Genomic DNA, 15,336 nt, shown 5'->3' with positions numbered 1-15,336 from the left:
CCCAATAAAAGTGGAATTATACCCAATGAGCGTACCCTGTTGGAAGCAGGAATGGAGTGCTAAACTTACAAATGATAACGGTTACAAAAAAATAATCACAACAAACGGAGGTCTAACGATGTCCAACGAGTATGGTTTACGTAAGCGCTCACATCAAAAATGGTTTGCTGGGTTGACCCTGCTGCTGTCATTCATGCTGGTGCTATCTGGTTGCGGTGTTGGTAAGGATGGTCAAGGTGGTTCCAGTGGAGAAGGGGGAAAGGTTACACTCAAAATGATGCACCTGTGGCCAGAGGGAAGCTCGGCACAGCAGAGCAAGCTTGTGACTCAGATTATAGACCAATACCAAAAGGATCATCCGAATGTCGTCATTCAGCAGGAAGTGCTGGAAAATGAACAATACAAAAACAAACTCAAGGTGCTGTCAGCTTCCAATGAATTGCCGGATATTGGCATCACCTGGGCAGCGGGCTTTATGGAGCCTTACGTTAAAGGTGGATTATTTACGCCGATGGATGACCTGTTGAATGGTTCCAAGCTGAAGGACAAATTCGTACCGGGAACGACCGAAGCTTATGCGCTGAATGGTAAAACGTATGCGCTTCCGATTGAATTGAACATTACACCTATTTATTACAACAAAGCCATATTCCAAAAATACAACTTGAAGGTACCTGCGACATTTGACGAGTTTAAGCAGGTTGTGAAAACACTTACGGATCATGGAGTTGCACCGATTGCATTGGGCAATAAAGACCGCTGGACCGGCTCGCTCTGGTATATGTATCTGGCGGACCGTATAGCGGGTAACGAAACGCTGAAAAAAGCGATTGACGGCTCAGGATCGTTCGATGACCCTGGTTTAATTCAGGCGGCCTCCGAAGTCCAGACGCTTGTGGATATGAATGCCTTTAACAAAGGATTTAACGGCTTGTCCAATGATGAGGGGAAATCCGAGTTTATGAACGACAAAGCGGCTATGTATTTAATGGCTACTTGGGAATTGCCGAATTTTACGACCAATCCCGCAATCCCGCAAGCATTTAAAGATCAAATTGGCTTCTTTAAATTCCCGATGGTTGCAGGCGGCAAGGGCAACGAGAACAGTTGGGTAGGAGGTCCGGGAGTAGGCTTGTTCGTTTCGGAAAATTCCAAGGTAAAAGAAGAGGCCAAAGCGTTCGTTGAATACTTCGTAGTCAAATGGGGAGAGCAATCGGTCACACAGGCGGGCGTAATTCCGGCGACGAAAGTGGACACCTCCAAAGAAAAATTGCCCAAGCTGTATGTTGATTTGCTGAACGGACTGAATCAAGCCAGCAGCATTACATTGTTCGCCGATGTACAGATGAAGCCGAATGCAGCGCAGGTGCATTTGAATATGATTCAGGCGTTGTTTGGTAAAGCCGTGACACCGCAACAATTTGCCGATCAGCATAAGGCTGCCATCCAGAAAGGAAATTGAAATTGAGCACATAAGGAGGTTGGGCCGTGGAAAAGGTCATGTCCAATAAGCTTGTCATTGCTCTATATGTATTGCCTTCTCTGCTGTTGTTATTCGCCGTGATATATGTGCCCATCGTACTGACCGGCTATTACGGCCTGAATCAGTGGAATGGAATCGGCCCTATGACTTTCGTCGGGCTGGACAATTATCAACATCTGTTCACAGACAAAGCGTTCTGGCAAAGTGCCTGGCATTCGCTGCTGCTGGCCTTGTTTTCAGGTGTCAGTCTAATCGGTTATCTGGTCATTGCGATGATTTTGTCAGGAAAAATCAAGGGAGCGAATCTGCTGCGGAAAATTTATCTGATTCCCATGCTGCTGTCTTCTGTAGCGATCGCACAGCTATGGCTCAAAATATATCATCCAACGAACGGAGTGCTCAATTCCTTACTGGTGTCGGTCGGAGTTCACAACCCGCCTGAATGGTTAGCCAATCCATCTCTGGTGCTGCTGGCCTTGTTCATTCCGATTATTTGGCAATATGCAGGCTTTTATATTCTGATCTATTATGCCGGGCTGAAAAACATCCCCGAAACGCTGATAGAGGCTGCCCGGATCGACGGAGCCAGTGCCTGGCAGATTGCGACTCGTATCAAATTGCCCCTGCTGCGCGAGGTGATTAACGTCACGATCATATTGTCCATTGTCGGCTCGCTCAAATATTTTGACCTTATCTACGTCATGACGGACGGTGGACCGAACGGAGCCAGTGAAGTAATGGCTTCTTATATGTACCACCAGGCATTCCGCAGCTTTGATTTCGGATATGGCAGCGCTACAGCCTTTGCCTTGTTGTTCATCTGTCTGGTCGCTACGTGGCTGATTCGTAAGGCTACTTCTTCCAGTGACACCATCCAATATTCATAATCCGGTTATACAATTAGATAGATAGTGGATAACAAAGGACAGGAAGAGGGAGGAACGGACATGAAAACCCAGGCAGCCGCCAACTATCCGCTTGGAGTCGCTACCCGCGGCAAAATGTTAACTCGGGTCGGTTATGCCGCTTTGTATATCATTTTAATCATCTTGGCGGTGACGCAGCTTTTACCGCTGGTGTGGCTGATGCTTTTCTCACTTAAAAATAATCAGGAAGTATTTAATCTTCCGCCGTTTGCACTCCCGTCCCAGCCGCATTGGGAAAACTATATGAATGTGTGGACCAGCGGCAATATCGGGCGGTATTTTTTCAATAGTGTGTGGATTACGGTCATATCCGTGGCGCTGACGGTGCTGCTGGCCAGCTTTGTAACGTTTGCGATTACACGTATGCGATGGAAAGGAAGCCAGCTAGTTCTCGGGCTCTTTATGGTCGGACTAATGATTCCAGTCCATTCCACCTTGATTCCGTTGTTCAGTATGTTTCTCAAACTGCATATAACAGACACTTCACTCTCCATCATCCTGTCGTATGTTGCCTTTAATCTGCCGACAACGATGATGATCTTGCTGGGCTTCTATTACGCCTTGCCCCGTGAAGTGGAAGAAGCGGCCGTTATGGACGGCTGCTCCGTCAACCGGATGTTCTTCCGGATCGTACTGCCCATGACAACCCCCGTCATGGCAACGACATCTATTATAAACATGATCTATAACTGGAATGAGTTTATTTTCGTCAATACGTTCATCAGCTCGGACGAAAACAAAACACTGACCGTTGGCGTTCAGAACTTTATTGGACAATATACGACCGACTGGGGAGCGATTGGAGCTACGCTGATGATCAGCATTTTGCCCATTTTGCTGGTGTTCCTCATCATGAGTGACCGGATTGTTGAAGGAATCGCAGCCGGGTCGGTTAAGGGATAAAACAAATTCCCCAGGTTAGAAGAGTACCCCCTAGTGTAAACATGGGAACAAACCTCTTGGTTTGTACGATGAATCTATAATGCCTACCAATTACGTGAATCCATCAGAGGTTATGAATGTGGTTGTAATTGTATTGGTCTTTTTTGAAAAAATGCCGATTTAAACATTAAAGCAGGTTTAAATGAAAAAGTGAATTTTGTAGATATCTGTGATATACATGGACTCTGTTTGTTCTGACTTAGCTGATATAGCCTGTTGCTCACTGGCTAATTCTTACTGATAAAGACGTTGGCGTAATGCCTCTTGAAACCAATCCGGCCAATCTGACATTGAGTGCTTCCCCTCCCGTGATAACTCTGATGGGGAGGGGCAAGTGATTGTTTTTTTGGTAGGTAGATTGGTGGGGGGCTATTTTTTTTACTTCTTTAAATTGAAAAAAAGTCCATTCCTCTAATAATTCAAATTGGAATGGACTTTCAAAATTTTAGAGTGACCCATCTTAAATAAAGAAGTAAATGAATCTAATAAATATTTAATAATGATTTCTCTGATAATTCACTTCCGAATCTATATACTAAGTTCAATTATTTATAGCTATGTTTAGGGTAGTAGCTTTAAAGAGTCATCCTTTTAGTCTCTAGGAGAAATTAATTTAAGAAAAGCTGCGAATGATTCACATACAAAATCTAATGTTTCGTCCTGCCAGTCTTCAAGTGATTTTTCTTCTAATTCCTCTTCGGTTATTTCACTTTCCAAGATTAAATTCTCATGGTTTTGAAACAAAATTTCTGGTTCATTTTTATCTTTCCGGTAATCAAATAAAAATTTATCACCAGATCCATTAATAGCAAAGGGAAATATATTTTTCGGTAACGCCTCACTTAAAGTATCGTATGCTAGTTCAATTGGAGAAATTACTTCTCCCAGAACTTCTTTTTCTATTAAAGATAATAGTTGTATAGACCATGTTAATTTTCCAGGTACTTCTACAACGCTCGTCATCTCTTCACCATTTTGATCTATTATATATGGTACCGATCCATCATGATTTAGTATAATTTCTACGTACTCTTTAGGAAAGCGGATATTCCATCGCTCCTCAAGACCTCTCAATTTGCTTTCATCTAATTTTATATTATCAGACCAGTTTAGCTCATATCCCATTGTAATTCTCCCTTCTAATTTATTGATGAGCAAAAGAAATCAAATGGGCTAACGAATAACTGTGGGTTGTATGACGGGAAGAATTAATCGAACACGTCTTTCACTCCTTCCATATAAATGGATTGTTTATCCTGGCTTAGCTGATAGCTTATGGCTTCTCTCCATTCGGATAGTAGTTGCTGAATATCCCCGTTTTGATTCATTTTGAATTGCTCAACTTGAGTGAACAGAGGCTCATCTTCTAATGAAAATGAAGCCGGTTGTTCACTGTCAAGATCTAATTGATAAAATCGTTGGCGTAATGCCTCTAAGAACCAATCTGGCCAATTTGACATGGTATATTTCCCTCTCGTGGTTTGAGTGTGTGTATGTTAACTCTGATGGGGAGGGATGGCAAGTCATTGTTTATTTAGAGGCTAATTGCCTCCTCTAAAAAATGTGAAAAAAGCTTATCCCTACTTTTGAAAAGTAAGGAATAAGCTTTACTAATTATACTTATACAGATTTTAAAATAAAAATGATATTTCAAGCGTTTAGCTCATGACCTTTTCAAGCCATCAACAAAATTTTGAAAGCTATCGGCTATCTTGTAAGTATTTTCTTCTTCATTTGACTCCTCAAAATAAAATGTATGATCCCAATAGTAAATACCTTGTACCTCGGGATCATTTATTAATACAATAATACCTGAACCAAAATCGTGCCCTATAATTATACTATTGGGAATGAGATCATCTTCATATTCCTCGTTCCATACTGATAAATCTAACCCTTTGTCAACATTTAATCCGTACAATACGTGTAAAGGGATATCTTCTTTTAACTCAGAAACAAAAAATGTAACTTCATTGACCCCCCCACCATTATAATTTATTAAGAATTGTTTATAGTCCTGAGGTAAGGAAAAACCAATAGCTTTCTCGAAATTGTTGATAGCATCCTGCTCAGCTTTACCATATCCTTTGATATTCATTTTAATAGCTCCTTTTATTTCTTTTTAGACAGCGATATTCCACCCTTATGTGTAAAACGTGAATGTAATAATGTATCCACTTCTTGCAAAGTCTTTCCATCTTGATGATGATGCCATGTACTATCGTCAGAAATAGTGGTGCGTTTATTGGCCTCTGCAAAATCTTTAGTACGACCTTCAAACTTATCAAGTGTAATTTCTTGTTTAACTAACCTTGCTGACTTAAAGTCCGGATAACCACCAGGGTAAGATACTCGATTAGGCGGTACCTCCCAGTCTATATAAGTCCATATACCATTCTTATCGATTTCGATTTTACCACCTTTTACCTGCCATTTTTTTGGATCACGTGAGTATGGTGGTTTTGTCTCAAGCTGTTCTTTTGTGAACTTTACTACCTCTTGGGTTTTACCCGTTCCCTTAGTGCTCTTACCAGAGTACTCTCCTGATTTTAACGCATCAATCTGGTTTTGTCTCTCAGGAGAAACTTTCGAACCTGCACCTTTGGAATGCGGAACATCAGGACCAGGATCATGAAACCGATAATGACCTCCAGCAGTTTCGAAAATGGGTAACCTTTTAGTTATACTGATGTTCATCTTTCGGGCTACACTTTGCAAGTAATTCCCCAAGGATTCAAAATTGGTTGGAAAACGGATGGCATTCGTTTTGAATTTTCCATCTCCGGCCTTCGCTAGAGCAGAGTCGGCTTTCGCTGTATCCCCGAATAATCCCGGCGTTCCACCTTTTCCACCGTTCTTTTCTTCAACATCTTTGAGTCCTTTAGATAAAGATGCTTCTTCTTTACCCAGCTTTCCCATCTTTTTAGCTAATGCTGCGCCGCCTTTGACAAACGCAATAATGTCTGCGCCGCGTTCCACAGCCTTGATACTGTCATATCCTGCATCGTAGCTTTCCTGTTTGGTATCGGTTAGCGGGTTAGGGATGAAATTGTTCATTTTTTTTGCAAAAGGTTCTGTGACACTATCCCATACAAAGGTAGCATCTTGTTTAGCTTCATTTCCAACGTTCATAAACCCTTGTTTTACGCTGGACGAGTCCTTAATGATTTCAACATACCGGGACCCTTTTTCAAAGCCTTTTTTTATACCATATTCGATACCTTCAAGTGTCTCATTACGCTCCAGAAAACCTTTCCCGGTGACGTTACCCGGCATGACGAAAGGAGTAGCTACCATGACTCCCATATCCACGATATCGACAGCGGAGTTCCATACTCCGCTTAAAAAATCCATACCCGCATCCCATTCTCCCTTGAGGGTAGAGGTGACATTGTCTTTCACGCGTGCTCCCATCACACTTTGGATTCCCTTTTCAGCGACCTGCTTTTCAAAGTCAGACAACAGCGGCTCAGGGTAGTATTGATGGAGGGAAGCTTTAAGCTGGATTTCAGCGCTCACGCTGTTGACTTCCTGTTCCAAATCAAGCGTATCGGTGGTTGTATTCAGGTGTAAGCCGTTGGTTCCTTGCAGGAGGATGCTTCCGGCTGAAAGACGAAGGCTGCCTGTAGCTTGAATCTGAACATGTTGAGTACTGTTCAGGCTCACGCCATGATGGGTATTCATGGAAATGTACAGCGATCCTTCCTGAGCACTCATCGACAGCTCGGAATTGCCCAAGGATATTTCTTTGCCCTGCGGATTTGCAAAGGATTTCACGCCGGGATCGGCTGTTTTACGCTGGTGACGCTCTGCCGGGGATTCAGCCACAGCACCTTGAGCGGCGTGAGAGGAAGGGGCCGCAACGCTAGTTGGCTTCGTCCGCACGGATTGAATGACCATCGCATCATCTTCGTCTGCACTTGGAAAATACAGCTTCACCTGTGCGCCTTTTTCCGGCATGAGATACCAGACCTGATTACCTTCGGCAGAATAGGGGAACCACTGAGCCTCATGAGGACTTTGCTGATCGTCCATATCCAAATGTAGTCGAACCTGATTCCGGCTGACCTCCAGTATTTTTCCTTCAATAGCGGCACCAATGATGGTTCGATTGTATATTTTAGGGACCATCAAGCCCGGCGACAGGGCGCATTCATACGACCAGGTCATCAAGCCACGAATCAACTGGCCTTCACGCTTGGTGATGACGTAGGTTTCGAGATTGCGCTTGACTTCATCTCCCAGTTGCAGCATCTGATCCCATTCAAAGGTATATCGGGTGAAATCCCCGATGGCAGCGGATTTCCAGCCGTTCGCCTCCTGATCCAGATAGGGAGCGATCTTGCGTTGTAGCGTAAAAGGAACCTCTTTCAATTGAATATGCTGCCGTGCCTGAGGGATACCGATCCAAATTTGAGCATGGTGTGAAACGATATTAGGAACGAGTAAGGCTCCCACATGCGAAGCCAGACGTTTTAAAAAGGTCCAATCCGTCTCCTGATACTGCATGATGAACTGGTCTGTCGCTTTTTTCTCAAAAGCTTCATCAATCTTGTCCGAGCCTTTATAATCGGCCAGTACCGCATCTACAATGTCTACATACTTTTGATGGATGTGTTGAAAAGAACGGTTTTTGAGCTGCGTATCCAGTTTGAAACTATGAGAAATGACGTCGAGATTCACCACGATCTCTTGATGCAGGTGTTGTACATCTACGCAGTACAATTGCCCCATAAATAAGGGGTGCTTCCGTTCCTTGGCATCCGAATACCAGAGTTCGATCTTATCGTCGCTGCTTGCTTTAGTAATAATCGTATCTGCCTGATCGGCTTCCAAGCTGCCTGTGATCACCAGTCTGGCATGTTCTCCCAGCTCATGACTCATGTGGACGTGCGTAAGACGCAGCTTGCCATAGGGCCAAGTGACATGTAAGTGCTGATAGGTAAAGCGGTCTTTCGCTACGATGCTCATCCCTTACTCTCCTTGCTTGATAAAATCAGCCATCCTGTCCGTCATCTGTAATGGAAATGATGCCTCCACCACCCGATCCCGTAGCGGAATTGTCCGTGCTGCCTCCAGCAAAAAAGGAGGATATCGCGTCTGTTACACCTGTGCAGCTACACATTAAGGTTGAATTACTGAGCAGGGCAGGGGCACCCTCGATCAACACATCCTCTTTTCCTCCTGTCCACTTGGACCCAAACGCAATTTCCGGTTCACAGGGAAGACCCTGCTTCAATTTACACAGACCAAAAGCATTGATTTTGCTAATATTCGCTCCACAAATGGCATCTTCTACGCTCAGGACGGGTTTATCTTTAATGTAGACGCCGTGGCTGTACATCGTATTGAGCACACCCGGGTCTGTACCTTGACTGCACTGTAACTTGGCTCCTCTGACCACATAGGAATGCTCCCCGCTGAGCGCACCTTGGGCCAGTGCCTTGATAAGTAGGGGTAAAAACATATAAGCACCTCCTTGGATAAAAGGTAAACATTTAAGAATGCTCCGACCATGTCGTGGTGTGCAGCATGGCATAGGTTAAGGGAACCCATAAGGGGGCATCCTCCAGCTTAAATTGGCAGCTCCCGATCACAGCCTTGCCGTGCCAGGAACGCACAAAGGCAATCTGATAATAAGGGGAGGGGGAAACTAGAAAAATAGCTTCATAGCAGCCGATGATAGTATCTTGAATAGAAAGAGCCTTTTCATCCACGAGCTTCATACTCGGTTGTACACGACTCGTTTGCTCAACCATCTGTTGTTGATAGATTTCTATTTGCGTGGGGTCCAGATCTTGCCCACTTTGGTGCAGTCCGAACAGGATTCCGCCCAGCTTGTCTTGAACGATGAAGCTTTTCGACGGGTCTATCGTCTGCCTGGCACGAGCTTCTGGAATGAGAGAATCCGGCAGGGATAGGGTAAGTTGATCCTCGAAGACAGGAAGGGCTTGAAACCGGATTTCCTGTTCATCCGGAAGGGTTAGTGAGCCCTTCAAAATTCCCTTTATCGCTTCTTCAATAGATACCAGCATCCAGCTTTCATCGTTCTCCGCCCCGCTTAACTGCTCTTTCAACGTTTGTTGATAATGCAGCTTCAAAAAAAATTCATCCCAATGCTCCGTCAAGATTGAACCTCCTTATAAGAGTTCTAGCTTCTGTAGCCGAAAACCACTCAAACTTCGACGAAGCAAGCTTTCAGCAGCCTCCAAGCTAACGATGAAATAAGGTTCCTTCACGTTGGACAGTCGAAAAAAATGGTGCTCTTTCACCTTTTGACTATCCAGCACAAGGCGTTTCAGCGTTTGATCGTGCGGATAAAATTCAGTCTGCTCTGAAATACCATCCACAGAGGGAACAGATGAAATCCAATATAATTCCTGGCGGCCAGGTTCCCGGTTCACGATATACAACTGTTTAAAACGGGCTTGTGGATTGTATAGCTCCAGAATCCGTTTCATCGGATCGGAAAATAGCGGTTGTGAGGCTGAAAACGGTAGCCAGTCTGTATATTCGGCATTTTCTGTCGCATGAACATCTAAAACCTGAGCCGGGGGCATGCCAACAAATGGCGTTTTAAAAAGAACCGTATTTACAGGTTCGATCTGGCGCGAAACCTTGTTGTCATCGACCAGCACATAATAATGGCGCATACACATTTCTCCTTACTCTGTCCATACGATGGATTGACGCTGTGCTTCATTCAGCTTCCAATGCTGTTGGTACTTTCGTGGGACAAGGGTTCCTTGCATCGAAGCCCCCTCAAAATATGCATGATCAAACGAATGTACATCTGTAAAATCGGCCCCATCCAGGTTGGCGTGTTCAAAATGAAGTCCACATAGCCCCGGCACCCGAACTCCATGTTCCCGATACGGCTGTCCGCTGGCACTATTGAAGTTAGCACCCCTCAAGTTGCTATATCTAAAATCTGAGTCGGTCAGTAGGCATCCCCGAAAGCTGCCTCCTTCCAGATTCGCTCGTTGCCACATGCTTCCGATCAATATGCAGGTGTGAAACTGGCTTTCCCGTAAGTCACTGTGGCTAAAATCGTTATAGCGCAAATCCTTTTGCATCAGGTGAAGGTGGGGAAGAGAGAGCCGCTTTAGGTTTTCGTAAACATAGGGTTCTTCTTCACTGGAATGTATCAATTGCTCGCTCACATGATCTGCAAGAAGCGCTTTCTGATCTTCGACAAATAGATTCTCGCTGATATCCTTGTACTCGCCCGTTCGGATGGCTAAACGATCAGCTTTATGAATGGCGAGATACTCAGGCATTTGAACCACTTCTGCCATCCCTAAGCGCAGGAGGGAGTTCACAAACTGGTGAAAAAAAGGAGCGGATTCCAACATCAGTCGTTCAACGTCCACTGAAGTGATCGTCCCCATATATATTTTTCGCTCCTGCTCCAAGGCTTCCAACATGGTACTCATCGGTGCGCAGGCCCATGAAGCGTCATAGGTTAGCTTGCAATCGGAATCATCTTCGTACCATTCAGCAGAATAAGCCTCGACCATGTACAGGTAGGATTGCTCCAGAATCTGAGTGCGCAAGAACGAGTAGTGGATATATCCAATCGGTTCTTTTTGGCCTTGGTGCTGCATGCTCAGAATGTGTATACATAAATCCCTGAACGATTCTTTGAAATCGAAAATCAGTTGAGCTTGGCAGCGATGAAACTTGGCTTCCAGCATGTCTAACTGAATGTCCAGTAGAGGTGTAAAATGATGTTCCTTAAAATGGTGTAACGCTGCTTGTTTATCCATCTACTAACCTCCCGTTAGTTCATCTTGATTTCCGTACCGGAGAAGGTCGTTTTATCATCGAGCGTGATGGTATTGCCTTTACCGGAAAGCTCAATTTTTCCAGCAGAAAGCTGGATGTTGCCGGAACTCATAACGATATCGGAGGTCGCGCTAATACTCACATTTTTTCCGCTTACAATATCAATGCCCGTTTTATCGTTAATGACAATGGACATGCCGTTGCCGGAGATGACGATTTGATCGGGGGCGAGCATGATTTCTTTGCCGTATTTGGTTCGCAGTGTCTTAATGGCAGGGTCAGCCATTCGATCTGGTGTAGGAGCTGCTGCGGACAATGCTGAAGAAGACTTTGATTCAGCAGACGAAGCAGAAGCAGTCCCATGTCCAGTAGCGGCAGAAGATTTTCCCGCGGAAGGCTGCGGTTCTCTTTTAACTGAACTGATCGCGTACCCTTCTTCTTCCTTATAACTGGGGAAATAGATACGGATGCTGTCCCCGTCCTCAGGCATACAATACCAGCCCGTGTTATCCGCAGATGCATAAATGGTAGAGTAGGGAAACCAGTAATCCGTGTTCGGATCTTGCTGATCGTCCATATCGAGCTGGGCGCGGACCTTGTCCCGACGAACGCTCAGTACCTTGCCATGAATGGAAGCACCGATAATGGAGCGATTGTAGTCTTTAATCGGACGTAAGCCGCTTCGTGGCGACAGCTTGGCGGTATGGGTCAGCACCCCATCCTTTATCTCCGTTAGCACCTCAGCTACGATCAGCTTATGGCCTTGGAAGGTCACTTCATAGCCGGGCTCCAGCAGTTTCTCCGTCTCGACCTCATATTGGATAAAATCAGCATCACGTACGCCGGGAATATGGTTTTCGGAGGCGGTTTGAAAATCCGCGACCCGTTTGGTGACTTTATAATTGGTAGATTGTATTTCACCCTTGCTGAGTCCCATAGGTAGGCCAAAATAAAACTTCGGTACCCCATAGCCCACCGCAGGAATGAGTGGAGAGTAGAAGTGGGAAGCCATCCGTTTCAAAAATTGCCAGTCCGTTTCATCATATTGCATGATAAAGGTACCGATGGGCTTCTTGTGGGACACCACATCCATGGCTTCGGCTTTGGAGTAGTCCGATACAATACTTTCGATCAGACCCGTATAGGTGAGCTTGGGGTTCTGGAAAGAGCGTTGATGCCGCTTAATATCTAGCTCATAGGTATGAGATATGGCTTCGACGGTCAGGTAATGAACGCCGTGAACGACTTTTTCCTCCACATCCAGGGCAATGCCTCGAAAAAGGGGCTGTCGATTGCCATTTTTGTCTGTAACAAAAGCTTTGACCTGGGTTTCTTCATCCGAAGCACGTACATACAGCTCGCGCTTTTTCTCCGAGATGATGCCTGTACAGATCATTCGGGCATGGTCATTGACTGTTTTTAAGATTTTAAGCTCATGAAGGCGAACGAATTCATAAGGCATGATTTCGATATGACCGTACGTCACGATGTTTTCCATAGGTGTCTCCTTTCCTAAATCCAGCATATGTATTTATCGGTTAAAAGAGAGAGTTAGTTTACAGAATGGCCCATTGGAAGCGGTATTTACTATGTGTATTTGTGGAAATTGGGAATGTATATTCCTTTCCATCGTCTCGACACGTGGATGGTAGTAATATATCGGAACGCGAAAGCATTGATATCCAAGAGATGGAAAGCGATTTGAAAATGTCCCACGCTCAAGAAATTGTAAGAGGGTTGAGTGCGGGAATAGTGCTGACTTCGACTGCCTGCGTTAAATGCAAAAGGATGGACTGCTGTCATGCACCTGCGGAGCAGGACAACAGGCTTATTCGGCAGTTGAATTCTATGGTATGGGAATTGCAAACATAAAACAAATGGTGAAGCTCATAGAAAATAAGCAGCCGATCCTCGGTTGAGGATGGACTGCTTGTTTTCGCTTCTCTACATCTGTTTTCCAGTTCAGATTGCTTATTTAAATAAAGGCAAGACTTTTGCTTGGGTTTATATGAAAGAGGAACGCTTTTCACGCTAATATGGATCGAGTATTCCGAAGGATACTTTTCATAAAATCGGAGTCGGGAGATACATTACCAACAATTTTAATTCTACGCTTTCTAACATCCAGACTTTTCATTTGATCAGTGAGAGCAACGCCGCTAAAGGGCAATCCGTCCGGTAAAGGAACTTCAAATGCGTAATTTTTAGATTGGTTCGTGATGGGGCACATGACGGCAAAACCAGTCAACTCATTAAAAGGTTTATCAGATAGTGTGATTGCGGGTCGTCGTCCAGCTTGTTCGTGTCCAGCTTGTGGATCAAAATCTAGCCAAACCAAATCTCCGCGTGTAGGAATGATCAAATCAATTCGTCTCCCTCGATACCAAGATCAACTTCGTTGTGACGTGGCGAATCTGTTTTAATTTTTGAAAGTAGCATAGCTAAGTGGTCACGCAATTCTTCATTCGTTTCTTGAGGTTTTATGAGAGGCCGAAGGATAATTTCTTTTTCAGATGTTACGATCATTTCAACCTCAGAGCCTTCCTCCAAATCAAGATGTTTAAGTAATTGATTCGGAATACGGATCGCAATGCTATTTCCCCATTTGCTAAGCGTAGTTGTCGTCATGAGGATCATATCCCTTCTCGTTTTATGTTCCAATTATACCCCATCCTTTGTATGATGTATATACATATGATATACATCTGAAAAGAGTTTGATACATATAACGTGATGAGTTTTTATTTAATTTTGGTAAAGAAGTACAAGAAAAATATTATAAAGTAGCGAGATTACATGCTCACAGGACTACCTAAATAGACTGGAGTTCAAAAAAATATTTTAAAAGCATTACGAGGATTTTTTGATATTAAAAACGGGCGGGTAATGAGAACAAATCGAAAAGCCTATTATATGGAGGGCAGTGCAGGGCGGGATTTTTGATGCTGAAGAATAATCATTAATTTTTAAAATATCTATTTTATCATATTTATTTCTTAAGGTCAATGTTTAGAAAATCGGTTGGAGGAGGAAGAGTACTGGCATTTGTTTTTTTAAAAAATAACGGTTCTAACATGATATGAAGATGACACCGTTAAATAAATGAAGATATGGTTCATGACCTAGTTCATGTAATAAAGTCAACACAACACATTCAAACAGGAGAATCAATCTATGGCAACTAACATATTAGTATATCGGGATCATAGCAAGCTAGAACATCTCTATCGGCATAGATGGATTGTAAGAGTCATTGTGGTACTAAGGAAAGCGGTATAAGCAGACATAAGCAGCCGGAGAAGTACGGGGTACTCTCCTTGGTAGATCCATCTTATAGTTTAAGAAAAAGATTTGCTTTTGCTAGATGTTTTGCGACTGAACTGGATGCGGTCATGTTCCGTTCTCAGTCCCAAAAGAAAAGCCTATGTATCTATGTTCATCGCACGACACTCTTAATGTTGATATCCTTTGGAATTATCGTTACTTAGTATCCTTAAGGAACATTTAAAACGACTAACCGTAGACTGGCGTAAAGATTTGCGGCTATGCTTTCTAACATGCAGATTTGTTTTGATGGTTTGTACTCTACTTGATAACGCGTTCCAATAATACATAGATGATATTTTGCATGAATTTTTTTCGAAAAAGAAAATTACTGAGGTAACAAAGGAACAGTTGAAACGCTCCCCACTTCTAAACAACAACCCTCCAAGTGAATGTTCAGCGGAGAACTGATCAAGAAACATTCATGGAAGACCTTTCACACTTGGCTTGATAGCCTGTTAAAGACCTAAATGTTTGAACGCGTCTCCCGAAAATTACAGCATGGTGTTCCTCACTCATGGCATAGATGTGGTTGAATGCGGACGCAATACATTCACCTTAAAAAAGGACAAAAAGTGGAGAGGTGTAAGATAGGTTCAGGCGCAGCCGATTAACAACTATGGTGAAATTGTCTGAAACTCTAAAGCGATATGAAAATGGCACACTAAGGTTTTAAAGTCGAATGTAGAGCGGCTTGCTTGAAGGTATAAATAGATCTATAAAAGCTGCAAAGGGGAAAGACTGACGGTTATCTTAACGTGTAAAACTCGTCTTCTATGGTGTATATAAAAGCAGAGAAACAGGCTTAAACCTCCGATGTTCGAGGTTTGTTGCGTTTTAACAATTAAATGGATAAGTCTATAATTTAATTCT

14 protein-coding genes are annotated in these 15,336 nt (G+C 43.7%); 3 read left to right on the top strand and 11 right to left on the bottom strand.

Going from position 1 to position 15,336, the window contains the following annotated elements:
* Positions 1 to 118 precede the first annotated feature (118 nt).
* Genes ACWXW9_RS27415 through ACWXW9_RS27405 form a run of 3 tightly spaced genes read left to right on the top strand, consistent with a single transcriptional unit; the run spans position 119 to position 3,312 of the window.
* Entirely contained in the window at positions 119 to 1,462 is a 1,344-nt protein-coding gene (locus ACWXW9_RS27415; RefSeq protein WP_494931962.1) for an extracellular solute-binding protein, read from the top strand.
* A 26-nt stretch (positions 1,463 to 1,488) separates the two neighbouring features.
* A complete protein-coding gene (locus tag ACWXW9_RS27410; protein WP_494931961.1) occupies positions 1,489 to 2,370 on the top strand; it encodes a carbohydrate ABC transporter permease in 882 nt (293 codons plus the stop codon).
* A gap of 60 nt (positions 2,371 to 2,430) precedes the next feature.
* The gene (locus ACWXW9_RS27405; protein WP_494931960.1) at positions 2,431 to 3,312 is read left to right on the top strand and encodes a carbohydrate ABC transporter permease; all 882 of its coding nucleotides are present in this window, start codon (positions 2,431 to 2,433) and stop codon (positions 3,310 to 3,312) included.
* Positions 3,313 to 3,942: 630 nt separating this feature from the next.
* On the opposite strand, the gene ACWXW9_RS27400 is transcribed toward ACWXW9_RS27405, so the two are convergent.
* The 11 genes from ACWXW9_RS27400 to ACWXW9_RS27350 all read right to left on the bottom strand — a co-directional run bounded on the left by ACWXW9_RS27400 (position 3,943) and on the right by ACWXW9_RS27350 (position 13,767).
* Complete coding sequence (locus tag ACWXW9_RS27400; protein WP_494931959.1) at positions 3,943 to 4,476, bottom strand: SMI1/KNR4 family protein; 534 nt, start codon at positions 4,474 to 4,476, stop codon at positions 3,943 to 3,945.
* A gap of 83 nt (positions 4,477 to 4,559) precedes the next feature.
* A complete protein-coding gene (locus ACWXW9_RS27395) occupies positions 4,560 to 4,811 on the bottom strand; it encodes a hypothetical protein (RefSeq protein ID WP_494931958.1) in 252 nt (83 codons plus the stop codon).
* Positions 4,812 to 5,014: 203 nt separating this feature from the next.
* Positions 5,015 to 5,449 carry an SMI1/KNR4 family protein gene (locus tag ACWXW9_RS27390; RefSeq protein ID WP_494931957.1) on the bottom strand — a complete coding sequence of 145 codons (435 nt, stop codon included), beginning with the start codon at positions 5,447 to 5,449 and terminating at the stop codon, positions 5,015 to 5,017.
* A 14-nt stretch (positions 5,450 to 5,463) separates the two neighbouring features.
* The gene (locus ACWXW9_RS27385) at positions 5,464 to 8,322 is read right to left on the bottom strand and encodes a contractile injection system protein, VgrG/Pvc8 family (RefSeq protein WP_494931956.1); all 2,859 of its coding nucleotides are present in this window, start codon (positions 8,320 to 8,322) and stop codon (positions 5,464 to 5,466) included.
* A gap of 25 nt (positions 8,323 to 8,347) precedes the next feature.
* Positions 8,348 to 8,818: a DUF4280 domain-containing protein gene (locus tag ACWXW9_RS27380; protein ID WP_342415070.1), complete on the bottom strand. Its 471-nt coding sequence runs from the start codon at positions 8,816 to 8,818 to the stop codon at positions 8,348 to 8,350.
* 31 nt (positions 8,819 to 8,849) lie between these two features.
* Entirely contained in the window at positions 8,850 to 9,479 is a 630-nt protein-coding gene (locus tag ACWXW9_RS27375) for a hypothetical protein (protein ID WP_494931955.1), read from the bottom strand.
* A 12-nt stretch (positions 9,480 to 9,491) separates the two neighbouring features.
* Positions 9,492 to 10,004 carry an imm11 family protein gene (locus tag ACWXW9_RS27370; RefSeq protein WP_494931954.1) on the bottom strand — a complete coding sequence of 171 codons (513 nt, stop codon included), beginning with the start codon at positions 10,002 to 10,004 and terminating at the stop codon, positions 9,492 to 9,494.
* Between the two features lie 12 nt (positions 10,005 to 10,016).
* Positions 10,017 to 11,120 carry a pentapeptide repeat-containing protein gene (locus ACWXW9_RS27365; RefSeq protein WP_494931953.1) on the bottom strand — a complete coding sequence of 368 codons (1,104 nt, stop codon included), beginning with the start codon at positions 11,118 to 11,120 and terminating at the stop codon, positions 10,017 to 10,019.
* A 14-nt stretch (positions 11,121 to 11,134) separates the two neighbouring features.
* Positions 11,135 to 12,637, bottom strand: a complete 1,503-nt coding sequence (locus ACWXW9_RS27360; RefSeq protein ID WP_494931952.1) for a hypothetical protein — start codon at positions 12,635 to 12,637, stop codon at positions 11,135 to 11,137.
* A 528-nt stretch (positions 12,638 to 13,165) separates the two neighbouring features.
* A complete protein-coding gene (locus ACWXW9_RS27355) occupies positions 13,166 to 13,501 on the bottom strand; it encodes a type II toxin-antitoxin system PemK/MazF family toxin (RefSeq protein ID WP_494931951.1) in 336 nt (111 codons plus the stop codon).
* The gene (locus ACWXW9_RS27350; RefSeq protein ID WP_444954266.1) at positions 13,498 to 13,767 is read right to left on the bottom strand and encodes an AbrB/MazE/SpoVT family DNA-binding domain-containing protein; all 270 of its coding nucleotides are present in this window, start codon (positions 13,765 to 13,767) and stop codon (positions 13,498 to 13,500) included. Before ACWXW9_RS27350 ends, ACWXW9_RS27355 begins: the two co-directional genes overlap by 4 nt.
* Between the last annotated feature and the right edge of the window lie 1,569 nt (positions 13,768 to 15,336).

It is taken from the genome of Paenibacillus sp. LT-B23, from assembly GCF_059417685.1.
The sequence above is the reverse complement of the archived record's forward strand: the minus strand, read 5'-3'. Positions and strand labels throughout refer to the sequence as shown.

Excerpts from the sequence above, each read along its gene's own strand:
- ACWXW9_RS27415 (WP_494931962.1), top strand. The coding sequence starts at position 119 with ATGTCCAACGAGTATGGTTTACGTAAGCGCTCACATCAAAAATGGTTT.
- ACWXW9_RS27405 (WP_494931960.1), top strand. The coding sequence starts at position 2,431 with ATGAAAACCCAGGCAGCCGCCAACTATCCGCTTGGAGTCGCTACCCGC.
- ACWXW9_RS27400 (WP_494931959.1), bottom strand. The coding sequence starts at position 4,476 with ATGGGATATGAGCTAAACTGGTCTGATAATATAAAATTAGATGAAAGC.
- ACWXW9_RS27395 (WP_494931958.1), bottom strand. The coding sequence starts at position 4,811 with ATGTCAAATTGGCCAGATTGGTTCTTAGAGGCATTACGCCAACGATTT.
- ACWXW9_RS27390 (WP_494931957.1), bottom strand. The coding sequence starts at position 5,449 with ATGAATATCAAAGGATATGGTAAAGCTGAGCAGGATGCTATCAACAAT.
- ACWXW9_RS27385 (WP_494931956.1), bottom strand. The coding sequence starts at position 8,322 with ATGAGCATCGTAGCGAAAGACCGCTTTACCTATCAGCACTTACATGTC.
- ACWXW9_RS27380 (WP_342415070.1), bottom strand. The coding sequence starts at position 8,818 with ATGTTTTTACCCCTACTTATCAAGGCACTGGCCCAAGGTGCGCTCAGC.
- ACWXW9_RS27370 (WP_494931954.1), bottom strand. The coding sequence starts at position 10,004 with ATGCGCCATTATTATGTGCTGGTCGATGACAACAAGGTTTCGCGCCAG.
- ACWXW9_RS27365 (WP_494931953.1), bottom strand. The coding sequence starts at position 11,120 with ATGGATAAACAAGCAGCGTTACACCATTTTAAGGAACATCATTTTACA.
- ACWXW9_RS27360 (WP_494931952.1), bottom strand. The coding sequence starts at position 12,637 with ATGGAAAACATCGTGACGTACGGTCATATCGAAATCATGCCTTATGAA.
- ACWXW9_RS27350 (WP_444954266.1), bottom strand. The coding sequence starts at position 13,767 with ATGACGACAACTACGCTTAGCAAATGGGGAAATAGCATTGCGATCCGT.